This is a genomic window from Oceaniglobus roseus (genome assembly GCF_002869745.1).
GTDB classification, from domain to species: domain Bacteria; phylum Pseudomonadota; class Alphaproteobacteria; order Rhodobacterales; family Rhodobacteraceae; genus Oceaniglobus; species Oceaniglobus roseus.
In genome coordinates this window covers 1-24124 of record NZ_PNOS01000051.1, presented here as the reverse complement: position 1 = coordinate 24124, position 24124 = coordinate 1, and the positions used below count along the sequence as shown (strand labels likewise).

Here is a 24124-nt window from a genome sequence, read left to right as displayed (position 1 = left end):
GGCGGGCTGGGCCGACGGGCCCGGCTCCGGCTCGGCCGGGGGCGCGGCCGCGCGGGCGGCGGCGGCGCGGCGGGCCTCCTCGGCGCGGGCTTCCTCGGCGCGGGCCGCGGCTTCGGCGGCGGCCCGGGCCTCGGCCGCGCGGCGGTTCGCGGCCAGCGCGGTCTCGCCGAAGTTGATCGGTCCGCTGAACTTGTCCCGGGTCGGATGCGCCACGAAGCGGATCGGGTTGAAGCCGCGGGTCGCGGCGAAGCTCTCGGCCTCGGCCAGGGTTTCGCGGGCGACGGCGGCCACGGCAAGCTCGGACTTGCCCTTGACCCGCCAGACATAGACGAGATCGGCCAGAGCATAGGGCGTCATGCCTTCCAGCCCCTCGCGCACCGCGATCTCGCGGCGCTCCTTCAGCGGCCGCTTCGCGCCGCCCTTGGCCTCGGGCAGGTCGATGGTGGTGAACAGGATCTCGGAGTCCGGGATGACGATCTGCGTCGTCAGCGGCACGTCGCTGCGTTCCGCCGCGGTGTTGCGCAGGGTCGCGATGCTGTCGTCGAAGTCCGGATCGGACAGGGAGACCTCGCCGACCTGCACCGGCTGGCCCCGGGTCAGGTCCAGCAGGGTGATTCCCGAGTGCGACAATTCGAGTGTGAAGTTCGGTTTCATATCAGCGGTCTACCATGTGGCGGCGCAGGCAGGAGTCCAAAAGGCCGATTTCGCGCCTTCTACAGCAGCTTTTCGCCGAGCAAAACAAAAACAGCTTTCGTAACCCTGAAGCCACGCTGATGGTAGCCGAGGCCAATGGTCAATGAAAGGGGGTCCCCATGGGCAGTTTGGGCGGTCTTTGGCGCAGCTTGCTGATCGGCGCCGCAGTCTCGGCGGTTCTTTGCACAAGCGGCGCGAGCGCGCAGGAAACGAAGGGGTCGCGGCTGGTCGTCACCGGCGAGGGCAGCGTCAGCGCGCCCTCCGACATGGCGGTGCTCAGCCTCGGCGTGCGCGCGCAGGCCAGGACGGCGGCCGAGGCGATGTCGGCGGGCGGCGCGCAGATGCAGCGCGTGCTGGATGCGATCCGCGGGATCGGCGTCGCGGCACTGGATGTCCGCACGACGACGCTCCAGTTGCAGCCGGTCTACGGCCAGCCCCCCGAGCGGGGCGGCGCGTCGGAGATCGAAGGCTACGAGGCGGCGTCGGACCTCGAGGTGCGGGTGCGCGACCTCGGCCAGGTCGCGAAGGTGATCGACGGGGTGACGCAGGCCGGCGGCAACAGTTTCAGCGGAATCCGGTTCGATATCGCCGATCCGAAGCCGCTCCAGGACCGGGCGCGCGTCGCCGCGGTGGAGGACGGCCGCGCCAAGGCCGAGCTTTACGCCCGCGCCGCCGGAGTGCCGCTGGGGCAGCTGGTGGAGCTGAACGACATGGGCGGCGGGGGCGGCGGTCCGCGCCCGATGTACGAGCGCGCGGCGATGGAGGCGATGCCCGTGGCGGGCGGATCGCTCGACATCACGGCGACGGTGCAGATGGTGTACCGGCTCGAGCGGCCCGACTGAGGTCAGGCGGGCGCCGAGGTCGGCACCGGCCCCTCACGGGCCGGTGCCGCCTCGAACCAGACCTTCACGGTTGTCCCGGAGGACGAGCTTGCGGTTTCCGAGCGGCCGCCGATCTGGGCGATGAACGCCTCGACCAGGCGGCTGCCGACGCCGCTGTCCGAGGTCGGCGCGTTGCCCATGCCGCAGCCGTCGTCCTTCACGCTGAGGCAGAGCAACCCGTCCTGGGCGGTCAGCGTCACCTCGACCGAGCCGTTGGGATCCTCGGCGAAGGCGTATTTCAGGGCGTTGGTCACGAGTTCGTTGACGATCAGCCCAAGCGGGATGGCGGTACGCGTCGACAGTTCGACGGAATCGATTCGCGACAGGATCGCCATCTTCGATGTGTCCGCGACCGAGGCTTCCAGCCCCTCGATGATCGCGCCGAGATATTCGTCCGACCGGATCGTGGCGACCGAGCCGGTGGCGTTCAGCGTCTTGTAGAGCAGCGCCAGCGCCTGCACCCGGTCGCGCACCTTCAGGAGCGGTGCGGCGGTGTCGGGGTTGTTCTTCTTGCGCGCCTCCAGCGAGACGATGGCGGAAATCATCCCGAGGCTGTTCATCACCCTGTGGTTGAGTTCTTCCAGCAGTTCCTGGGCCTGCACCAGGGCGGCTTCCCGTTCTTCCTCGGCCCGTTTCTGGGCGGTGATGTCGCGGAAGACGAGGGCGAAGCGGCCGTGCGGCTCGATCGGGGCGGCGAAGACGTCGAAATGCCGCTGGAGGCCCGAGGCGGTCTCCTGGAAGCGGCGGGGCATCCGGGTCAGCGCGACCTCGCCGTAGAGGTCGATCCAGTGCTGTTCGAGCTGCGGCACGATCTCGACCGCGGTGCGGCCGATGGGATCGATGAGGCCGGTCATTGTCTCGAACGCCGGGTTCGCCTCGATGAAGCGGTAGTCCATCGGGATGCCGCGGGGGTCGAGGATGATGTCGCAGATGCAGAAGGCATCGTCCATCATTCCGAGCAGCGCGGCGGCGTTATCCTGTGTGAGGGCGCGGGTGAGGAACGACATGACATGGTTTACCGGATACAGTGTAAGGTTGAACGTACACCATGGCTGTAAGGAAGACCACCACGCTTCCTTGACCGTTACAAATAATTCTCCCGGCCAGTTCGCCCGTCAACTCGCCCGTCAACTTGCCCGGCGCCGTGCGGCGCCGGGCGTCGCGCGCTCAGGCGGTGGCCTTGGCCAGCGCCTGGTCGAGGTCGGCGATCAGGTCGTCGGCATCCTCGATCCCGATCGAGACGCGGACCGTTTCCGGTGCCGCCCCGGCCGCGCGCTGCTGGTTCTCGTTCAACTGCCGGTGCGTCGTCGAGGCCGAGTGGATGATGAGCGAGCGCGCGTCGCCGAGGTTGGCGACATGGGAGAAGATCTCGACCGCGTCGATCAGCTTCATGCAGGCGTCGTAGCCGCCCTTGACCGCGAAGGTGAACAGGCCGCCGGCGCCCTTCGGGCAGATCGTCTTCGTGCGCGCGTGGTAGGGCGAGCTTTCGAGACCGGCATAGGTCACGTAGTCGACCCGCGGATCGTTCTCGAGCCACTTCGCGATCTTCACCGCGTTCTCGACGTGCCGCTCCATCCTGAGGCTCAGCGTCTCGATCCCCATCAGGGTGTAATGGGCGGCCTGCGGGTTCATCGTCATGCCGAGGTCCCGGAGGCCGATGGCGATGCCGTGGAAGGTGAAGGCGAGGGGGCCGAAAGTCTCGTGAAACTTCAACCCGTGGTAGGCGGGTTCCGGGTCCGACAGGGAGGGGAACTTGCCCGAGGCGGACCAGTCGAAGGTGCCCGAGTCCACCACGCAGCCGCCCGTCACGGTGCCGTTGCCGGTGAGGTACTTCGTGGTCGAGTGGACGACGAGGGTCGCGCCATGCTCGATCGGGCGGCAGAGGTAGGGGGTGGCCGAGGTGTTGTCGACGATCAGCGGGATTCCGGCCGCCTCTGCGATGGGGGCGATGGCGTCGAGGTCGGTGATGTAGCCGCCGGGGTTGGCGATGGCCTCGCAGAAGATGGCGCGGGTGTCGTCGTCGATGGCCGCCTTCACCGCGTCGAGGTCGTCGAAATCGACGAAGGTCGCCGACCAGCCGAAGCGCTTGATGGTCTGGGTGAACTGCGTGACCGTGCCGCCGTAGAGGCGCGTCGAGGCGACGATGTTCTTGCCCGGACCCATCAGCGGGAACAGCGCCATCAGTTGCGCGGCGTGACCCGACGAGCAGCAGACCGCGCCGACGCCGCCTTCCAGCGTCGCGATGCGCTCCTGCAGCACGGCGACGGTGGGGTTGGTCAGGCGCGAGTAGATGTAGCCGACTTCCTGCAGGTTGAAGAGCGCCGCGGCATGGTCGGCGTCGCGGAAGACATAGGCGGTGGTCTGGTAGATCGGCGTCTGCCGCGCGCCGGTGGCGGGGTCCGGGCGGCTGCCCGCGTGGATCTGCAGCGTGTCGAAGCCGTAGGTGGTGGTGGACATGGGGGCCTCCCGGTTGGTCTGGTCGCAGAAAGCCATAAGGGCTGGCGGCGCGACACTCAACGGGGCTGTGGCGGGGGCCGGGACTCAGCGCATCCAGAAGCCGTTCTTGCGGATGCGGTTGCGGATCGCCTGCTCCTTCCGCGGCAGGTCCGCCTGGTCGAACAGCGCCCGCACCTTCCGCCCCTGTCCGTGCAGCACCATCTTGCGGATCGGCTTGTGCGCCTTCAGCACCTTCTTCACCTTCTGCGGCGCCACGATCCGCTCGAGCAGCTCGACCACCGCATCGCCTTCCCGGGCGTAGAGCAGGGGAAGCATCCGGTAGTGGCAGGAATGGCTGCCGTCGAGCGTGCCCTCGGGCAGGGTGTGGCGCGCGCCGCCGAGGCCGTGGATGACGAGTGGCAGGGCGATCTGGTCGAGCCAGGGAAAGAGCTGCTGGCAGACGAGTTCGCGCGGGGGATCGTCGCGGATCGTCAGGGCGTAGCGGAGGAACCGTTCGCCGAAGGTCTTCGGATCCTCGTGGAAGAACCAGCCCGCGTTGAAATAGAGATAGCGCTGCCAGTATTCGTCCGGCTGGGCAAGGTCGAGGGAGCTTTCGTAGTCGAGTCCGAACCGGTCGTAGAGCGATTTCCAGATCTCGCCGTAGCCGGGGCCGTAGAGTTCGATCTGCGGCCATGTGCCCTCGCGTCGCATGGAGGCGGAGGGCTTGGAGAAATCGAAGGGAAGCTGCGACAGCGGGCCGGTGATCAGCGTGTCGGTGTCGAAGAACACGAAGGGTTCTCCCTCGGGGAGGACCGACAGCCCCTCGATCTTGTTGCCGTAGGGATATTCGGCGCCGAAGTGTCTCGACTCAAAGGGGCGGATCTCGGCCCCGAAGTGGTCGGTCAGCAGCGCGCGCAGCTCGGGGTCAGCGATGCGCGGATCCTCGGGCCAGAGGGGGCCCGGCTGCGGCTCGGCCAGGATGAGGCGGCCGGGAAAGGCGGGGTCGCTCGCGCGCAGGGAGGCGGCGAACAGCGCGGCCTCGTAGGCGAGGCGACCCTCCTGCGCGACGATCAGGATGTTGAAGCGCGGCGCGGCGCCTGTCTCGGCGCCAGTCTCGGCGGGCATCATGGCGCGGTGGCCTCGCGGGTTGTCTCTGTCTCCTGCCTAAGCGCCCTGCGGTCCGGGTCAAGCGCCGGAGGGGCGGGGCGGTGCGGAACGCGCGCCGGCGTGGCGGGGGCGCCGCGTCTCAGAACGTGGGCGGGGTGCAGGCGCTGATGATCTCGCAGGGCTCGCTGCCGGTGTTGCGGAAGCGGTGGGGCAGGCGGCTGTCGAAGAGGTAGCCGTCGCCGGGGCCCAGGGTGCGGGTCTGGCCGTCGACCGTGACCTCGACCTCTCCGCGCACGACGATCCCCGCCTCCTCGCTTTCGTGGGCCATCAGCTTCTCGCCCGTGTCCGCGCCGGGGGGATAGGTTTCGTGCAGGATCTGGAGCGCGTGGCGCGAGGCGTCGCCAAGCTGGCGCAGCGACAGCCCGCCGGGCCCGTTCGGCGAGAGCTCGGTGAACTCGTCGGCGCCCCAGAACACCTTCGTGCGGTCCTGCTCCTCCTCGAAGGAGGAGAAGAATTCCGACATGCTCATCGGGATCGCGTCCAGCAGGCTTTTCAGCGAGGCGACGGAGGGCGAGGTGCGGTTCTTCTCGATCAGCGAGATCGTGCCGTTCGTCAGCCCCGCCCGTGCGGCAAGTTCCCGCTGCGAGAGGCCCTTCTGCTTGCGCACGGCCTGGAGTTTCTTGCCAATGTCCATGGGCCGCGCCCTTTCCCGTGCCGAGACATGCCGACCCGACACTGATCCGCAATCGGCGGCCAAAGATCAAGCGTGGCCGAAAACGTCATCTGGCGTCGCAAATCCATTTGACAACTATATTCGACGGGATATTGAGAATTCTCAACACCCCAGCCGCGACTCCCCTCGGGATGCGGCGCCTGTTGTAAAGGATCCCTGACCATGGCCCCCTCCACCCCCAAGACACCGCGCAAGACCCGCGCCAAGGCCGCGGCCGCCTCCGCGCCGAAGATCGAGCTGGTCGCGACCGATCCGGCGCCCGCGAAGACCAACGCCGACCTGCTGGCCCGCCGCCAGGCCGCCGTCGCCCGCGGCGTCGCCTCGGCCGCGCCGATCTTCGCCGCCCATGCCGAAAATGCCGAGCTGTGGGATGTCGAGGGCAACCGCTACATCGACTTCTGCGGCGGCATCGCCGTGCTGAACACCGGCCACCGCCACCCCCGCGTCGTCGCCGCCGCGATGGAGCAGGAGGCGCATTTCACCCACACCTCGTTCCAGGTCGTCCCCTACGAGCCCTATGTCGCGCTGGCCGAGCGGCTGAACGCGCTGGCCCCCGGCGACGCGCCGAAGAAATCGCTGCTGGTCACGACCGGCGCGGAGGCCGTGGAGAACGCGGTGAAGATCGCCCGCGCCGCCACGGGCCGCCCCGGTGTCATCGCCTTCACCGGCGGCTATCACGGGCGCACCCTGCTGACGCTGGGCATGACCGGCAAGGTCAGCCCCTACAAGAAGGACGTCGGTCCGTTCCCGGGTGACATCTTCCGCGCGCCGTTCCCCTCGGTGCGCGACGGGATCACCGTACAGGACGCGCTGACCGGACTTCGCAACCTGTTCCTGACCGATGCCCAGCCCGAGCGGGTGGCGGCGATCATCATCGAGCCGGTGCTGGGCGAGGGCGGCTATACCCCCGTGCCCTTCGAGATGCTGAAGGCGCTGCGCGAGATCTGCGACCAGCACGGCATCCTGCTGATCGCCGACGAGATCCAGTCCGGCTTCGCGCGCACCGGCAAGTGGTTCGCGATCGAGCATTCGGGCGTCGTGCCGGACCTGATCACCGTGGCGAAGTCCATGGCGGGCGGCTACCCGCTGGCGGGCGTGATCGGCCGGGCCGACATCATGGACGCGATGGCGCCGGGCGGCCTTGGCGGCACCTACGGCGGCAACCCGGTGGCCTGCGCCGCCGCGCTGGCCGCCATCGACGTGATCGAGGAGGAGAACCTGCTGGAGCGGTCGCTGCAGCTGGGCGAGCGGATGCGCGCGCAGTTCGCCGACATGGGCGCCCGCGTCGCGCCCTACCGGATGTGGGACATCCGCGGCCTCGGCGCGATGCTGGCGGTCGAGTTCGTCACCGACTTCGACAGCGCCGCCCCCGACGCCGCGCTGACCAAGGCGGTCTGCGCCCACGCGCTGAAGCGGGGCCTGCTGCTCCTGTCCTGCGGGATGCACGGCAACGCGCTCAGGATCATGGTGCCGATCACCGCCTCCGATGCCGTCGTGGCCGAGGGCATGGCGATCTTCGAGGCGGCCTTGGCCGATGCCGTGGCCGAACTGCGCGGCTGATTTCGACAGCTTCCGCCACTTTTCGTCCAGACGGGCGCCGGAGCGATCCGGCGCCCTTTTTCGTTGTATTCTCAACAGACCGTCGGAGTCGGACCGCTGGCATGAAGGCGTTGCACAAAAATGCGGCAAGGCGCTTGTGCAGAATAATAAACGCCCCTAGGCTTGCCCGCATGTGCCCGGATTGTTCCGCCGACCCCGATTACCGGTTGACGGATTTCCGAAAACCTCCTGACATGGAGGGGCAGGCCGAGGATCCGGACCGGCGCGGGCCAGGCGCCCGCCAGTCCAGGGGAGGCGAGACGGGCAAGCGCCCGGACCAAGACAGGGGCCGTCGGCGTGCGCGCGGGCGGGCCGCAAACAGGCAGGCGGGCGGAATGCCCGCGGATCTGTCCAAACGGGAGAAAACAATGAAGACCATCAGAAACGCGGCGCTGATCGGCGCCATGCTGGCGGGCACCGCCGCCACGGCGCAGGAGAAGTTCATCACCATCGGCACCGGGGGCCAGACGGGCGTCTATTTCGTCGTCGGCCAGTCGATCTGCCGCCTGGTGAACCGCGACTCGGCCAAGACCGGCCTGAAGTGCACCGCGCCCTCGACCGGCGGCTCGATCGCCAACATCAACGCGATCAAGGCAGGGGACATGGACATGGGCGTGGCCCAGTCGGACTGGCAGTACCACGCCTACAACGGCACCTCGCAGTTCGAGGGCGACAAGTTCGACAAGGAGCGCGCGGTGTTCTCGGTCCATGCCGAGCCGTTCACCGTGATCGCCCGCGACGATTCCGGCATCAAGACCTTCGACGACATGAAGGGCAAGCGGGTGAACGTCGGCAACCCGGGCTCGGGGCAGCTCGCCACGATGGAAGTCGTGCTGGACGCAAAGGGCTGGACCATGGACGACTTCTCGCTCGCCTCCGAGCTGAAGCCGGCCGAGCAGGCGGCGGCGCTTGGCGACAACAAGGTGGATGCCATCGTCTACACCGTCGGCCACCCCAACGGCTCGATCCAGGAGGCGGTGTCGACGGTCGACGCGCACCTGGTGCCGGTGGACGGTCCGGCGATCGAGAAGCTGGTGAACGACAACCCGTTCTATGCCTGGGCCACAATTCCGGGCGGCATGTACCAGGGCACCGACGAGGACGTGAAGACCTTCGGCGTGAAGGCGACCTTCGTGACCTCCGCCGATGTCCCCGAGGATGTCGTCTACGAGGTGGTGAAGGCGGTGTTCGACAACTTCGACCGCTTCAAGAAGCTGCACCCGGCCTTCGAGAACCTCAAGGAAGAGGAAATGATCAAGGACGGCCTGTCGGCCCCGCTGCATCCGGGCGCCGAGAAGTACTACAAGGAGCGCGGCTGGATGTAATCCGCCCCCCTGGACGACCGGGGGCGGCGCGTCCGCGTGCCGTCCCCGCGCCAGAACTGGCACCCACAAACCGACGCCACCGGAAAAACGGGGCGCACCAACGGGGATAGTACCATGTCGGACAAGGATCAGCAGAAGGCTGCCGCCGTCGAAGCCGAGGCCGCGGGCCACGGCGGACTTTCGCAGAGCGAACTGGACGAACTCGTCGCGTCCTCCGATACCGGGGGCAGGTCCGTCGCCGGGCCGGTGGGACTTGCGCTGATGCTCGTCGCGCTGGCGTGGTCGCTGTTCCAGCTCTGGATCGCCTCGCCGATCCCGTTCATCGTCGGCTGGGGCGTGTTCAACGACACCGAGGCGCGCTCGATCCACCTGGCCTTCGCCGTCTTCCTCGCCTTCGCCGCCTTTCCGGCGACGCGCACCCCGTTCCAGCTGGTGCTCGGCGTCGCGGTGCCGGTGATCCTGGGCCTTCTGTTCATGATGGCCGCCAAGGGCGAGACGGCGGTCTGGTGGATCCCCGTCGTGGTGATCCTGCTGATCGGCGCGATCCTTCTCGGCTCCCCCAAGGACAAGATCCCGGCGTGGGAGTGGGGGCTGGCCGTGGTCGGCGCGGCCACCGCGCTGTACCTTTTCGTCTTCTACCGCGAGATCTCGAACCGCGTCGGCGCGCCGAACATGCAGGACTTCGTGGTCTCGGTGATCGGCATCCTGGTGCTGCTCGAGGCGACGCGCCGCGCGCTCGGCCCGGCACTGATGATCGTCGCCTCGGTGTTCCTCGCCTATACCGTGCTCGGGCCCTACATGCCCGGGATCATCGCCCACAAGGGCAACAACCTGTCCGAGATCGTGAACCACCAGTGGATCACGACCGAGGGCGTGTTCGGCATCGCGCTTGGCGTGTCGACCTCCTTTGTGTTCCTGTTCGTGCTGTTCGGCGCGCTGTTGGACAAGGCGGGTGCAGGCAACTACTTCATCCAGGTCGCCTTCTCGCTGATGGGCCACATGCGGGGCGGCCCGGCCAAGGCGGCGGTCGTCGCATCGGCAATGACCGGGCTCATCTCGGGCTCGTCCATCGCCAACGTGGTGACCACGGGCACATTCACCATCCCGCTGATGAAGAAGGTCGGCTTCTCTTCCGAGAAGGCCGGCGCGGTCGAGGTCGCCTCCTCGGTCAACGGCCAGATCATGCCGCCGGTGATGGGCGCCGCCGCCTTCCTGATGGTGGAATATGTCGGCATTCCCTATTTCGACGTGGTGAAGCACGCCTTCCTGCCGGCCGTCATCTCGTACATCGCGCTGGTCTACATCGTGCACCTCGAGGCCATGAAGGCCGGGATGCAGGGCCTGCCGCGCGCCTACACGCCGAAGCCGATCGTGCAGCGCCTCGTCGGCATCGCCTTCGCGATCATCGCCATCTGCGTGCTGTCCTTCGTCGTCTACTACGGCATGGGCTGGATCCGGCCGGCCTTCCCCGATGCCGCGCCCTACATCGTCTTCGCCGTGCTGACGGCGGCCTACATCGCGCTGCTCTGGGTGGCGAGCAAGGAAGCGCCGCTGAAGATGGACGATCCCAACGCCGAGGTGACGAGCCTGCCGCTGCCGGGGCCGACCGCGCGCTCGGGGCTGCACTTCATCCTGCCGGTTGTGGTGCTGGTCTGGGCGCTGATGGTCGACCGCCTGTCGCCCGGCCTCTCGGCCTTCTGGGCCTCGGCCTACATGGTGTTCATCCTGCTGACCCAGCGTCCGCTGATGGCGATGATGCGCGGCCAGAGCCGCTATGGCGCCGCGACGAAGCAGGGCTTCGTCGACCTGCTGGAGGGGCTGGTGACGGGCGCGCGCAACATGATCGGCATCGGCATCGCCACGGCGACCGCCGGCATCATCGTCGGCGCCGTGTCGCAGACCGGCGTGGGCTCGGCCCTGGCCGACGTGGTCGAGGTGCTGTCGGGCGGCAACATCCTGGCGATCCTGCTGCTGACCGCGATCCTGTCGCTGATCCTCGGGATGGGGCTGCCGACGACGGCGAACTACATCGTGGTCTCGGCCCTGCTTGCTCCGGTGATCGTGACGCTCGGGCAGCAGAACGGGCTGATCGTGCCGCTGATCGCGGTGCACCTGTTCGTGTTCTACTTCGGGATCATGGCCGACGTGACGCCGCCGGTGGGGCTTGCCAGTTTCGCCGCCGCCGCCGTGTCCGGGGGCGATCCGATCAAGACCGGGGTGGTGGCATTCTTCTACTCGCTCCGGACCGCCGCGCTGCCGTTCCTGTTCATCTTCAACACCGACCTGCTGCTGATCAACGTGGACCTGTTCCACGGGGTGTTCATCTTCATCGTGGCGACGGTGGCGATGCTGCTCTTCGCGGCGGCGACGCAGGGCTGGTTCCTGGCGAAGAACCGCTTCTACGAAAGCATCGCGCTGCTGCTGGTGGCCTTCACCCTGTTCCGCCCGGGCTTCTGGATGGACATGGTGGCGCCGCCCTATGCCGAGGAGGCCCCGTCCGAGATCGCCGCCGCCGCCGAGGCGACGCCGGTGGGCGACGACCTGCGCCTCAGGATCGCGGGGGTGAACGACCTGGGCGATCCGGTCGAGTTCGTCGCGCTGCTGCCGATCGGCGAGGGGGCCACGGGCGACGAGAGGCTGGAGAATGCCGGCCTGACCTTCCGCGAGGAGGACGGCAGGATGCTGATCGACGACGTCGCCTTCGGCTCTCCGGCGGCGGAAGCGGGGCTCGACTGGGACCAGGAGGTGCTGCGGGTGCTGAAGCCCGAGGCGGTGCCGAGCAAGTACTGGATGTTCATTCCCGCCCTTGCGCTTCTGGCCCTCGTGGTGTTCCTGCAGCGGGGACGTGCGGCCAAGGTGCCCGCACGCCGCCCCCGCGAAAGCACCGCGTGATGCCGGGGGCCGGGCAGAGGATGCCCGGCCCGGACCTCGCGCGTCCTTCCAACCCACCGGCGGCGGAGCCCCTGTTCCGCCGCAGACCAGGACCCGACCCATGACCCCCTTTGCGATCGCCGGCGTGCAGATGTACGTCAACGCCCTGCACCCCAATGTCGACGGCATGATCCAGCGTCTCGACATCCTGATGGCGCGTTTCCCATGGACCCAGATGGTCCTGTTCTCCGAGCTGGCGCCCTATGGCCCGCTCGACCGTTTCGCCCTGCCGCCCGAGAACGAGGCGCTGGAGCGTTTCCGCGACGCCGCGCGGCGCCACCGGGTCTGGCTGATCCCCGGCTCGATGTTCCTGCGCGCGCCGGACGGGCGGATCTTCAACACCGCGGTCGTCATCAACCCCGAGGGCGAGATCATCCGCCGCTATTCCAAGATGTTCCCGTTCCGCCCCTACGAGACGGGCATCGCCGCGGGAACCGAGTTCTGCGTCTTCGACGTGCCCGACGTGGGCCGCTTCGGCCTGTCGATCTGCTATGACATCTGGTTCCCGGAAACGACGCGGCAGCTGACGTCCATGGGCGCCGAGGTGCTGCTGAACCCGGTGCTGACCGGCACCACCGACCGCGACGCCGAGCTGGCCATCGCCCGCTCCACCGCGGCGCAGTTCCAGTGCTATGTCTTCGCGGTCAACGGCCTTGGCGCCGGGGGCGTCGGGCGGTCGATCGTCGTCGATCCGGCCGCCACCGTGCTGCACCAGTCGGCGGGGCAGGAGGACATGTTCCCGATCGAGGTGGACCTGTCGATGGTGCGCCGCCAGCGCGAGACGGGGATGAAGGGGCTGGGCCAGGTGCTGAAGTCGTTCCGCGACCGCTCGACCGATTTCCCGGTCTACGACCGCAGCAGCGGCACCGACGCCTTCCTGCACACGCTCGGCCCGCTCGAGATCCCGCGCCAGGGATCGCGCGCCGGGCTGCACGTCGACGTGCCTGCCGACAGCATCGGCGGGGCCGGCGTGGCGCCGCAGGACGAGGACAACTTCGAGGTGACACCGGTCTACGGGAAGGTGTCGGGCAAGTAAGCGGTCCGCCGCCGCCACAAGAGGGAGACAGACCATGCATTCCGTCAACGACTACTACTCGGCGATCCAGCTTCGATCCGACCGGTGGAGCGCGCTGCGGGATGCCACCGGCAGCCTCTCCCGCGACCACAACGCGCGCGACGGCAAGCTGCTGCGCGCGCGGGTCGAGCAGCTGTTCGAGGGGCTCGCCGTGATCGAGCCCTACTGGGCCTTTCCCGGCATGGCCGCCTTCGACCACATGCGCCGCCAGTTCGAGCACGGCAGCTTCGAGGACCTGGCCTTCGCCACCCAGCGGGTGACGCGGGCGCTGACCACCGGCGCCTACCGCCGCCGCCACATCCCGCTGAGCCGCGATTCCAGCGACGCGGACGAGATCGAGGACGAGGCGCTGCTGTCGCCCGAGGCGCGGGCGATGACCAAGCCCTATTTCGAGGTGCTGATCGTCGACGACGTGAACGAGCACCAGGAGCGGTGGCTGAAGTCCAACGTGCAGCGGATGCGCCGCCCGGAGGATCCCTTCATCTACGAGGCGGTCGTGGTCCCCTCGCTCGAGGATGCGCTGATCGCGGTGCTGTTCAACCACAACATCCAAGCCATCGTCGTGCGCCCCGGGCTTTCGCTGAAGTCGAAGCTGGAGCAGGCGATGCTGGAGCGCTTCCTGGTGCGCGCCGGGGGCGAGGCCTTCATCAACACGCTCCAGCCCGAGAACTACGGCCCCGAACTGTGCCGGATGATCGCCAAGGTGCGCCCCGAGCTCGACGCCTATCTCGTCACCGAGCGGTCGGTGGAGGAGATCGCGGGGCTCGACCTCGGGATCTGCCGGCGGGTCTTCTACAACCAGGAAGACTTCATGGAGCTGCACCTGAACATCCTTCGGGGCGTGCAGGCGCGCAACAAGACGCCGTTCTTCACCGCGCTGGTGGAGTATTCGAAGCAGCCCACCGGCGTCTTCCACGCCATGCCGATCTCGCGCGGGAAGTCGATATCGCGGTCGCACTGGATCCAGGACATGGGCGCGTTCTACGGCCCCAACATCTTCCTGGCCGAGACCTCGGCGACCTCCGGCGGGCTCGACTCGCTGCTCGAGCCCCACGGGCCGATCAAGGAGGCGCAGGAGCTGGCGGCGCGCGCCTTCGGCTCGAAACAGACCTATTTCGCCACCAACGGCACCTCGACCTGCAACAAGATCGTCGTGCAGGCCCTCGTGCGGCCGGGGGACATCGTGCTGGTCGACCGCGACTGCCACAAGTCGCACCATTACGGGATGGTGCTGGCGGGGGCGAACGTCGTCTACCTCGACAGCTATCCGCTGAACGAATACTCGATGTACGGCGCGGTGCCGCTGAAGGAGATCAAGAAGCAGCTGCTGGAGCTGAAAGCGGCCGGAAAGCTCGACCGGGTGCGGATGCTGCTGCTGACGAACTGCACCTTCGACGGCCTCGTCTACAACGTCGAGCGGGTGATGGAGGAATGCCTCGCCATCAAGCCCGACCTCGTGTTCCTCTGGGACGAGGCCTGGTTCGCCTTCGCCCGCTTCAACCCGACCTATCGCAACCGCACCGCGATGAACGCGGCGAACGTGCTGCGCGAGCGGCTGCGTTCGCCCGAGCATCTGGCGGCGTACGAGGCGCAGCAGATCGAGCTGGAGGGGGCCGACGACGAGACGCTGGTGAACACCCGGCTGATCCCGCCGCCCCAGGCCCGCGTCCGCTCGTACGCCACGCAGTCGACGCACAAGACGCTGACCTCGCTCCGGCAGGGGTCGATGATCCACGTCAACGACCAGGACTTCAAGGGCGAGGTCGAGGCGTCGTTCCACGAAGCCTACATGACCCACACATCGACCTCGCCGAACTACCAGATCATCGCCTCGCTCGACGTCGGGCGGCGTCAGGTCGAGCTGGAGGGGTTCGAGTTCGTGCAGCGCCAGATCGAGGCGGCGATGTCGATGCGCCGCGCGATTTCCGAGCATCCGCTGCTCGGCAAGTATTTCAAGGTTCTGGCGGCGGGCGACATGATCCCCGAGGAGCATCGCGAAAGCGGCGTGACGTCCTATTACGACACCAAGCAGGGCTGGACCGATCTCTGGGACTGCTGGGAGCGGGACGAGTTCGTGCTGGACGCGACGCGGGTGACGCTGGCCGTGGGCGGCACGGGCTGGGACGGCGACACGTTCAAGACCCAGATCCTGATGGACAAGTACGGCATCCAGATCAACAAGACCTCGCGCAACACCGTGCTGTTCATGACGAACATCGGCACCACGCGGTCTTCCGTCGCCTACCTGATCGAGGTTTTGGTGGAGATCGCGAAGTCGCTCGACGACCTGCTCGACGACGCGTCCAACATGGAACGCAAGGCCTTCGACCGCCGGGTGAAGAACCTGCGCGAGGACCTGCCGCCGCTGCCCGACTTCTCGCGCTTTCACGACGCCTTCCGCGCCGACGAGGCAACGCCCGAGGGGGACATCCGCGCAGCCTTCTTCCTGGCCTACGACGACAACAACTGCGACTACCTTGAACTCGACGGCTCGCTGAAGACGGCGATGGAGGCGGGGCACGAGATCGTCTCGGCCTCCTTCATCATCCCCTATCCGCCGGGCTTCCCGATCCTCGTGCCCGGGCAGGTGGTCAGCCACGAGATCCTGGCCTTCATGCGCGCCCTCGACGTGAGCGAGATCCACGGCTACCGGCCGGACCTCGGGCTTCGGGTGTTCACGCCCGAGGCGCTGTCGCAGCTTTCAGAAACCCGACTTTCCACCGCCGCGGAATAAGAAGAAGAGACAGGGAGACAGACAATGGCAACGACCCAGCTGAACAACATTTCCGAGATCCGCCGGTTCTTCCACCGCAACGAGGATCCGATCTATTTCATCTCGGCGACCAACTTCAACCTGCTCGGGATCGACGAGTGGGTGAAGAACTTCAAGTACATCTGCTATATCGACTGCTACGGCGGCAAGCATCCGAACGTCTTCTGCCCCTCGGAACAGCCCCACGCCGAGTTCCAGAGCATCGAGGACATCAACAACTATCTCCTCCAGCACAAGGAGGTGATCGACTTCATCAAGCGGCGCGGCGGCAAGCCGAAGTTCGTGTTCCTGATGTTCGACGAGGAGACAGAGCGGCTGGCGAAGGAGCTGGGGGCGGACGTGTGGTTCCCCAAGGCGAAGCTCAGGCAGTCCATGGACAACAAGATCGAGACGGTGAGGATCGGCAACAAGGCGGGCGTGCCGTCGGTGCCGAACACCCTGTCGGTGGTCGAAAGCTATGAACACCTGCGCGAGATTTCCGAGAAGGCGGGGATCGGGCACGACCTCGTGCTGCAATCGGCCTTCGGCGATTCCGGGCACACCACCTTCTTCATCAAGTCCGAGGCCGATTTCCGCCGCCACGAGTCGGAGATCGTGGGCGAGGGCGAGATCAAGATCATGAAGCGGATCGACTGCCGCGGCTCGGCGATCGAGGCCTGCTCGACCAAGGAGGGCACCATCGTCGGCCCGCTGATGACCGAGCTCGTCGGCTTCAAGGAGCTGACCCCCTATCGCGGCGGCTGGTGCGGCAACGAGATCCTGGCCACCGCCTTCCCCCCGAAGGTGCGCCAGCAGGCCCGCGACCTGACCTTCAAGTTCGGCGAGCAGCTGCGCAAGGAAGGCTACCGCGGCTACTTCGAACTCGACTTCCTGATCGACAAGAAGACCGGCGACCTGTGGCTCGGCGAGCTCAATCCGCGCATCACGGGCTGTTCGTCGATGACGAACCACGCCGCCTTCGCCCATGCCGACGCGCCGCTGTTCCTGTTCCATCTGCTGGAGTTCTCGAAGAAGAAGTTCAGCCTGGACGTAGACGAGCTGAACGCCCGCTGGGCCAACCCCGACATGATCGACTCGTGGTCGCAGATGGTGGTCAAGCACACCGAGGACAGCGTCGACATCTGCACCGCCTCGCCCGAGACCGGCATCTACCGGATGCTGGAGGACGGCCGCGTGGTGTTCGACCGCTTCGACTATCACCGCCGCGCGGTCGAGTCCGAGAACGAGGCCTTCTACCTGCGCATCCTCCAGCCCGGCGACTACCGCTACGAGGGCGCGGACATCGGCATCCTCGTCACGCGGGGACGGTCGATGACCAAGTCCTTCGACCTGAACGAGCGGGCGAAGAAGTGGATCCACGGCATCAAGCAGGGCGTCGAGGGCAAGGCCCTGCCGGTTGCGCAGGCAGGCCCCGCGCTGGCCGATCCGGCGTTCAAGATCATGTAAGCCATGCTCTGGCGCGCGCTCTCCGAACCGGTGCCCGGCCCGAAATGGGCCGGGCTGTTCCGCGACTACTGGCCGGCCTACCTGCGCTGGTGGTCCTCGGAAGGCGATACCGCGCGCCCGAGCTATGCCCAGTGCCGCCGGGCGCTCGGGACCCACATGCCCGAGATCCTGCCGCTCTACGATCATCTCTGCGAACTCGCGGGGGGCGGCGACCAGGCGGCGCGGTTCCTGTCCTTCTACAATCCGCCGCCTTACCTCTCGGGCTGTTCCCAGGCCGTGTGGTCGGGGGAAGAGCCCGTGCTGGTCCGCAACTACGACTACAACGCCAATGCCTTCGACTCCCTCGTGCTGTCGACCCGCTGGCAGGGGCGGGGGGTGATCGGCACGTCCGACGGGCTCTGGGGGCTGGTCGACGGGATGAACGACGCAGGGCTGGCCGTGTCGCTGACCTTCGGGGGGCGGCGGGTGGTCGGCACCGGCTTCGGCGTGCCGCTGATCCTGCGCTACATCCTTCAGGTCTGCGAGACGGCGGCCGAGGCCGGGTCGGTGTTGCAGCGGGTGCCGACGCACATGAGCTACAACGTCACGGTTCTGGACCGCGAGCGGCGCTACCTGACGGCCTACATGTCGCCGGACCGCCAGACCACGATCAGCCATGCCGCCGTGGCGACCAACCACCAGGAGCAGGTGGAATGGGTCAGCCACGCGCGGTTCACCGCGACCGTGGAGCGCGAGAGATTCCTGTTGCACCGCATGGCGTTGCACCGCGATCCCGAGGACCGGTTCATCGCCGCCTTCCTGAAACCGCCGCTCTACTCCACCGCCTTCGACGCCGGGTTCGGCACGCTCTACACCGCCGTCTACCGCCCCCGGCTCGGCCAGATGGAGCTGCGCTGGCCTGGCGCGGTCTGGCCATTCGGCTTTGACGATTTCCGCGAGGAGGGGCGGCAGGTCCACCTGCCCGGCGCCGCCTGACGCCGCCCCGCACCCGAACACCAAGGAGAGGTCCGCGATGTCCCATATCTTCCCGCGCCACACGAAATCCGCGCCTCCCGTTGCCGTCTCGGGCGAGGGATGCTGGCTGACGGACGCCTCCGGCAAGCGCTATCTCGACGCCTCGGGCGGTGCCGCGGTATCCTGCCTCGGCCACGGCGACCGGACGGTGATCGAGGCGGTGAAGGCGCAGCTCGACAGCCTCGCCTATGCCCATACCGGTTTCTTCACCTCCGCGCCGGCCGAGCGGCTGGCCGACATGCTGATCGAGAGGGCGCCGGGAGAGCTCGACCGCGTCTACCTCGTCTCGGGCGGCTCCGAGGCCGTCGAGGCGGCACTGAAGCTCGCGCGGCAGTACTTCGTCGAGACCGGCGAGCCGCAGCGGGGCCGGATCGTGGCGCGCAAGCAGAGCTATCACGGCAACACGCTGGGCGCCCTCGCGGCCGGGGGCAACGCCTGGCGGCGCGAGCAGTTCGCGCCGCTGCTTCTGGACGTCAGCCACATCGACCCCTGCTACGACTACCGCCTCCGCCACGAGGGCGAGTCGCCCGGGGACTACGGGCTCAGGGCGGCGGACCTGCTGGAGGAGGAGCTGCTGCGCGTCGGCCCCGAGACGGTGATGGCCTTCATCGCCGAACCGGTGGTGGGGGCCACCGCGGGCGCGCTGACGGCGGCGCCGGGCTACTTCAGGCGGATCCGCGAGATCTGCGACCGACACGGGATCCTGCTGATCCTCGACGAGGTGATGTGCGGCATGGGGCGCACCGGCCACCTCTTCGCCTGCGAGGCGGAGGGGGTGGCGCCCGATATCCTCTGCATCGCCAAGGGCCTCGGCGCGGGATACCAGCCGATCGGCGCGACGCTCTGCACCGCGAAGATCTATGACGCGATTGCCAATGGGTCCGGCTTCTTCCAGCACGGCCACACCTACCAGGGCCACCCGACCGCCGCCGCCGCCGGGGTCGCCGTGCTCTCGGCGCTGGAGGAGCGGGGGCTGGTCGCGCGGGCCAAGGCGCAGGGCGAGAAGCTGACGGGGATGCTGAACGCGACGCTGGGCCAGCACCCCCACGTCGGCGACATCCGCGGCCGCGGCCTGTTCATCGGGATCGAGCTGGTGGCCGATCGCGGGACGAAGGCGCCCTTCGATCCGGGCGCGAAGCTCGCGGCAATGGTGAAGGCGCGGGCCTTCGCCAACGGGCTGATCTGCTATCCGATGTCGGGCACCATCGACGGGCGGCTCGGCGACCACGTCCTGCTGGCGCCGCCCTTCATCATCTCGGACGAAGAGTGCTCGGATCTGGTGCAGAAGCTCGCGGTTTCGCTGGATCAGGCCCTTCAGGGCGCCGCGGCGGCCTGAAGGGCGGGGCCGGGGGTGGACACTCGGCCCCGGATATAACAGCTTCCGCGCAACCCGAAGAAGCGACCGGAGACACGATTTCATGCCCTTGAGCGACCGTATCACCGCCGATCCCGACGCCGCCCACCGTCAGGCCGAGCTCTGTGCCGATCTCTACACCCGCGCGGAATCGACCTTCGCCGCCGACCAGAAGATCGCCCGGACCATGGGCGGACAGGTGCGCGGCGAGGTGGCGGAGTTCAGCTTCTGGACCCCGCAGCTGCTCGAGCGGCGGATCCCCGAGGGCGACGTTTTCCTCGAGGTGCTGCGCCCCCGCGAACCGCTGGACCTGACCCATCTGCGCCAGGACGTGGTCTTCGACCGCGTGCTGCTGCCCACCGTGCGCTACGAGGCGCGCACCTTCGCCGCGGCGCGCGGCATGGTGGCGGGCAGCCGCGAGCAGGTCGGCGATTTCTATTCGCTGATCTGGCAGGACGCCGAGGGGGTCTGGACCCGCTCCTTCGATCCGCTGGCGATGTCGCTGCCCTTCGGCGCCTTCGCCCCGGCCGAGCTTTACGACGTGGCGAAGATGCAGGCCGAGCGCGGCGATTGCGCCTACTGGCAGGCGCTGAAGGGCGAGACGCCGCACAAGTTCGGCCCGCCCTCGAACATCCTGCAGATCCACGTGCCGACCGCCACCGCCGGCGGCACGCTCGCCAGCCTAACGCGCCACTACCAGCGCCTGTCCGAGCGGATCGAGAACGGGCTGCCGCTGGAACCCGCGGACAAGCTGTTCCTCGGCTACGAGGCGGTGCAGCTGCTGCCGGTGGAGCCGACGACGGTCTACGAGAAGGGGCCGGGCTTCTGGCAGGAGACGGCCGAGGGCGAGGACGAGGTGGCGGTGTCGCTGACCCGGCCCGACACGACGAACTGGGGCTACGACATCGTCATCTCCGGCATGTCCACGGTGAACCCGGTGCTGCTCGAATCCGGCCGCCCGGACGAGCTGGTGGATTTCGCCGCCGTGCTGCACAACTTCCCGAAGCGGAAGAAGAAGCTGATCTTCGACGTCGTCTTCGGCCATTCCGACAACCAGGGGCTCGACGCGCTGAACCGGCAGTTCTTCGCGGGGCCGAACATGTACGGCCAGAACCTCGACTACCAGAACCCGGCGGTGCGGGCGATCCTTCTGGAGATGCAGCGGCGCAAGGTCGATTTCGGCGCCGACGGGGTGCGCGTGGACGGGGCGCAGGACTTCAAGTTCTGGGATCCCGCTTCGAACGCGCTGCTGCACGACGACGCCTACCTCCAGAGCATGGCGGACATCGAACAGGAGGTCTGCGGCACCACCTACCGCCCTTGGTTCATCTTCGAGGACGGCCGCCCCTGGCCCGACGAGGACTGGGAGCTGTCCTCGACCTACCGCTCGGTGATCGACAACCAGCGGGACAAGGACGTGTTCCAGTGGGGTCCGCTGACCTTCGCCCACAACACGCCGTTCCTCTACACGTTCTGGCTGTCGAAATACTGGCGGATCCGCGAGATGCTGGAGGTCGGGCAGAACTGGATCTCGGGCACCTCGAACCACGACACGCTGAGGCGCGGCACCCAGGTCAGCCCGAAGATGAACGTCAACACCCGCCTCGGCAAGACGCGGATGGAGATCCTCGACAAGGCCTACGACAACCCGGTGGTCCACGCCCTGACCTACGGCGTGCTGCCCGGCGTGCCGATGGATTTCCTGAACGCCACGGCCCGCGCGTCGTGGGGGTTCATCCGCAATCAGGACGACACCTACGGGGTGAAGGTGGTGGCGGAAGAGGCGATCTCGCTGAAATGGCAGGTCGACGCCTACTCCTATTCCGTGCCCAGCAACTTCCACCGCCTCAAGGCGCTCGGCTTCGAGACGCGGGAGGACCTGCTCCGGTTCTTCGAGTTCCTGCCGGCCCTCGTGGAGGTGACGGAATACGACCTCGAGGAGATCGCGCGCCTCCTGAACCGGGCCGAACCCGAGCTGAAGGGGCCGCACCCGTTCACCGTGGAGAACCTCAAGGTCTGCGCCCGCGCCTGGATGGACGACATGCACGAATACTGCAACGTCGCCGGCCACTTCTCGCAGCTCTCCCCGGTGCAATGCGCCTTCTGCCTCGACCTGCGCAACTTCCGCCGCGACCGCCCCTGGCTGCGCGAGGCCTTCGGGCCGGGCGATCACTTCGACTACATGCAGCCGATCGCGGGCCGCACCCTGTTCCGCGCGCTCCGGAACGGCCCCGACGGCGAGCAGGTATATGCGCTGCTGCACATGGAGGGCAAGCCGACCGACGAGATCGATCCGCTCGCGCTCGACGTCCCCGGCATCGAGGGCGACGGCTGGAAACTTTCGCTGAAGACCCCGGGCATCGGCGAGGACTACACCGGCGGCCCGATCACGCTGCACGACTCCATGGGCCTGATCTTCACCCGCACGCCGTGACGGCCGAGAGCTTCGGGATATTGAGTATTTGAGCAAAGAAGAAACCCTTGACGATGCAGCGAGGCGCTCTGCCTGCCAGTTGAGAGGGTTCCCCCATCTTTGCTTTCCAAATATCCCGGGGTCCGGGGCAGAGCCCCGGTCCCGAACGCGCAGCCCGCGCGACGCCGCCGGTCCTATTCCGGCATCCACTGCCCGAAGGCCGTCACCCCCTCGCGCAGCCTGTTGAAGTCCACCTCGCGCCCGCCGCACTCGGTCGGCAGGAACTGCTCGATATCGTACCAGCCGCCCTCCAGCGCCGCCGGGGTGCCGGTGAAGCCGTGGGAGTGGGAGAGCCAGCAGAACCCGGCCAGCTGTTCGGCGAAGAGCGTCGCGCAGGTCTCGCCCGAGCCGTAGACGCCCACGGGATAGGACACCCCGGCCCGGTCGAAGGTGTCGTTGATCGCCTCGAAATAGCGGATCACGTCGTCGGTGTGGAAGGCCGCGCCGGGGCCGACGAAATCGCCGTCGACGCCGAAGTAGATGGCGCCGTTCGGCGGCTGGCGGAACTGCGCGGCGAGTTTCAGCGCCTCGGCGGCGTCGGCGGGTCCGCGGCGTTCCCAGTCGTTGAAGGTCTCGGCCTTGTTGTTGTTGTGCTGGAACACCACCACCAGCGACATGCCGTAGGACTTGATCAGCGCCGGCTCCTCGGGGCGCAGGCGCTTGCCCGGGATCGTCTCGTCCTCGGTGTCGTAGTAGCGGGCGATGGTGGTGACGCCGATGTCGCGCATGGCCGACAGGAACGCGTCGTCGACGATCATCGAGGTGTCGACCATGTCGACGCCGCTGCCGGGCTTGCAGAAGTCGGATGACTTCTGTGCCGCCCCGTGACCCGGGGCCGCGGCGACAAGGCTGCAGGCAAGCGCGAGGGGCAGGGTGCGGGCGGCGGTCATGGCGGCTCCTTGGCGAGGGGCGGATCGCCTCCAGCATCGCCGATCGGCCCCGCCGCTCCAAGGAAAACATCGCTTGACCCGCGGGCGGGCTTCGCCGTCTCATGGGCACGGAACATGTTCGGGAGGGTACGGGATGCGGGTTCTGGGATGGCTTGCCGCGGGGCTGCTGGCCCTTGGCGCGGCGGCGCCTGCGACGGCGGCGGAGGGGAGGCTGCTGGTCGAGCTGAACAAGCTCGAGCCGACGGACACGGGCGCCTGCCGCGCCTTCTTCCTGTTCCGCAACCGGACGGGCCGGACGCTGGAGGCGTTCGAGATGTCGCTGGCGATCCTCGATTCGGGCGGCGTGATCGACCGGCTTCTGACGATCGACGCGGCGCCGCTGCCGGCGGGGCGCACGACCCTGAAGCTGTTCGAGATCCCCGAGACGGGGTGCGACGACATCTCGGACGTGCTGCTGCACGACATTCCCGCCTGCACGCCAGCGAACGGCGAGGCGACCGACTGCTTCGCCTTCCTCGACCTCGCCAGCCGCGCCTCGGCCACCCTGTCCGAGTGAGGGCCTGAGCCATGGTCCGGATGCTGGTGGACGGCGGGCCGATCGTCTGGATCCTGATCCTGCTGTCGCTGTTCTCGCTGGCCGTGATCGCGGCGAAGATCCTGCAGCTGCGCGGCGTCACCGGCGGCGCCGAGCGGCGCGAGGCGGCGTTCCGGTTCTGGGGCGAGGGCGACAGGGTGGGCGCGAAGGCGGCGGTCGAGCCCGCCGGCGCCCCCGCCGATCTGCTCCTCGCCCAGGCGATGACGGGACTGATGGCGCGGCTGCCGCGCAAGGCGCTCGACGACGATCTGGAATGGCGCGGCAATGCCGAGATCGCGCGCATGTCCTCGTCGCTTCGGCTGCTGGAGCTGATCGCCATGGTCTCGCCGCTGCTGGGGCTGCTCGGCACCGTGCTGGGGATGATCCAGGCGTTTCAGGAACTGGCCCTGGCCGAGGGCGCGGCGAACGCGGCGCTGCTGGCCGCGGGGATCTGGCAGGCGCTTCTGACCACTGCCGCGGGGCTGATCGTGGCGATCCCGGCGGCGCTGGCGGCGGGCCTGCTCGGCGCGCGGGTCGAGCGGGCGGGCCAGGCCATGGAGGCCGCGGTGGGCCGTCTCTATGCCATCGAGGACCGGCTGGAGTAGCGGATGCGGCTCCAGCGCTCTCCCCGGCAAGCGGCGGCGATCTCCCTCGTCGCAATGATCGACGTGCTGATGATCCTGCTGGTCTTCTTCATGGTGACCTCGACCTATCTGGACCTCGACATGGTGCCCCTTGCGGGGACGGAGGCGCCCGCCGCCTCTGCGCCGGCCGCCGCGCGGGGCGCGCCCGCGCGGCTGCTGGTGCGGCTCGGCGGCGA

The 24124-nt window shown here is 68.0% G+C and carries 18 protein-coding genes and 1 pseudogene; 13 read left to right on the top strand and 6 right to left on the bottom strand.

All coding sequences use genetic code 11. From position 1 onward, the window contains the following. A pseudogene (locus A7B20_RS21360) lies at nt 1-654 on the bottom strand (hypothetical protein); the annotation flags it as partial. Nucleotides 655-812: 158 nt separating this feature from the next. Here A7B20_RS21360 and A7B20_RS19355 point away from each other — a divergent pair. After that, entirely contained in the window at nt 813-1535 is a 723-nt protein-coding gene (locus A7B20_RS19355; RefSeq protein WP_102110236.1) for an SIMPL domain-containing protein, read from the top strand. Between the two features lie 2 nt (nt 1536-1537). On the opposite strand, the gene A7B20_RS19350 is transcribed toward A7B20_RS19355, so the two are convergent. The 4 genes from A7B20_RS19350 to A7B20_RS19335 form a co-directional block, all read right to left on the bottom strand. Continuing rightward, nucleotides 1538-2581, bottom strand: coding sequence for a sensor histidine kinase (locus A7B20_RS19350; RefSeq protein ID WP_102110235.1), 1044 nt, complete (start codon nt 2579-2581; stop codon nt 1538-1540). Between the two features lie 160 nt (nt 2582-2741). Beyond that, a complete protein-coding gene (locus tag A7B20_RS19345; protein WP_102110234.1) occupies nt 2742-4031 on the bottom strand; it encodes an O-acetylhomoserine aminocarboxypropyltransferase/cysteine synthase family protein in 1290 nt (429 codons plus the stop codon). Between the two features lie 84 nt (nt 4032-4115). Further along, on the bottom strand, nt 4116-5135 hold the full coding sequence (locus tag A7B20_RS19340; protein ID WP_102110237.1) for a hypothetical protein: 1020 nt from the start codon (nt 5133-5135) through the stop codon (nt 4116-4118). A gap of 121 nt (nt 5136-5256) precedes the next feature. Then, nucleotides 5257-5811 (bottom strand): cupin domain-containing protein, encoded by a 555-nt coding sequence (locus tag A7B20_RS19335; protein ID WP_102110233.1) that lies wholly within the window; start codon nt 5809-5811, stop codon nt 5257-5259. 201 nt (nt 5812-6012) lie between these two features. Between A7B20_RS19335 and gabT the strand changes: the two genes are divergently transcribed. The 9 genes from gabT (at nt 6013) to gghA (ending at nt 21801) form a co-directional block, all read left to right on the top strand. Beyond that, complete coding sequence (gabT, locus tag A7B20_RS19330; RefSeq protein ID WP_102110232.1) at nt 6013-7410, top strand: 4-aminobutyrate--2-oxoglutarate transaminase; 1398 nt, start codon at nt 6013-6015, stop codon at nt 7408-7410. Between the two features lie 407 nt (nt 7411-7817). Continuing rightward, nucleotides 7818-8774: a TAXI family TRAP transporter solute-binding subunit gene (locus tag A7B20_RS19325; RefSeq protein WP_102110231.1), complete on the top strand. Its 957-nt coding sequence runs from the start codon at nt 7818-7820 to the stop codon at nt 8772-8774. Nucleotides 8775-8888: 114 nt separating this feature from the next. Beyond that, nucleotides 8889-11666, top strand: coding sequence for a TRAP transporter permease (locus A7B20_RS19320; protein ID WP_102110230.1), 2778 nt, complete (start codon nt 8889-8891; stop codon nt 11664-11666). Nucleotides 11667-11766: 100 nt separating this feature from the next. Next, nucleotides 11767-12741 (top strand): carbon-nitrogen hydrolase family protein, encoded by a 975-nt coding sequence (locus A7B20_RS19315; protein ID WP_102110229.1) that lies wholly within the window; start codon nt 11767-11769, stop codon nt 12739-12741. Nucleotides 12742-12775: 34 nt separating this feature from the next. Continuing rightward, nucleotides 12776-15514: an aminotransferase class I/II-fold pyridoxal phosphate-dependent enzyme gene (locus tag A7B20_RS19310; protein WP_102110228.1), complete on the top strand. Its 2739-nt coding sequence runs from the start codon at nt 12776-12778 to the stop codon at nt 15512-15514. Between the two features lie 24 nt (nt 15515-15538). Then, on the top strand, nt 15539-16999 hold the full coding sequence (locus A7B20_RS19305; RefSeq protein WP_102110227.1) for a biotin carboxylase: 1461 nt from the start codon (nt 15539-15541) through the stop codon (nt 16997-16999). Between the two features lie 3 nt (nt 17000-17002). Then, the gene (locus A7B20_RS19300; protein ID WP_102110226.1) at nt 17003-17974 is read left to right on the top strand and encodes a C45 family autoproteolytic acyltransferase/hydrolase; all 972 of its coding nucleotides are present in this window, start codon (nt 17003-17005) and stop codon (nt 17972-17974) included. 37 nt (nt 17975-18011) lie between these two features. Beyond that, the gene (locus A7B20_RS19295) at nt 18012-19349 is read left to right on the top strand and encodes an aspartate aminotransferase family protein (RefSeq protein WP_102110225.1); all 1338 of its coding nucleotides are present in this window, start codon (nt 18012-18014) and stop codon (nt 19347-19349) included. A gap of 82 nt (nt 19350-19431) precedes the next feature. Then, on the top strand, nt 19432-21801 hold the full coding sequence (gene gghA / locus A7B20_RS19290) for a glucosylglycerol hydrolase (RefSeq protein WP_102110224.1): 2370 nt from the start codon (nt 19432-19434) through the stop codon (nt 21799-21801). A 173-nt stretch (nt 21802-21974) separates the two neighbouring features. On the opposite strand, the gene A7B20_RS19285 is transcribed toward gghA, so the two are convergent. Continuing rightward, a complete protein-coding gene (locus A7B20_RS19285; RefSeq protein ID WP_102110223.1) occupies nt 21975-22730 on the bottom strand; it encodes a glycoside hydrolase domain-containing protein in 756 nt (251 codons plus the stop codon). A 133-nt stretch (nt 22731-22863) separates the two neighbouring features. On the opposite strand from A7B20_RS19285, the gene A7B20_RS19280 reads away from it, so the two are divergent. From A7B20_RS19280 to A7B20_RS19270, 3 genes are all read left to right on the top strand, one after another. Further along, nucleotides 22864-23286 carry a hypothetical protein gene (locus A7B20_RS19280; RefSeq protein WP_102110222.1) on the top strand — a complete coding sequence of 141 codons (423 nt, stop codon included), beginning with the start codon at nt 22864-22866 and terminating at the stop codon, nt 23284-23286. 11 nt (nt 23287-23297) lie between these two features. Continuing rightward, nucleotides 23298-23909 (top strand): MotA/TolQ/ExbB proton channel family protein, encoded by a 612-nt coding sequence (locus A7B20_RS19275; protein WP_102110221.1) that lies wholly within the window; start codon nt 23298-23300, stop codon nt 23907-23909. A 3-nt stretch (nt 23910-23912) separates the two neighbouring features. Continuing rightward, nucleotides 23913-24124: ExbD/TolR family protein (locus tag A7B20_RS19270; protein WP_172961064.1), on the top strand; the 212-nt coding region annotated here is incomplete at its 3' end.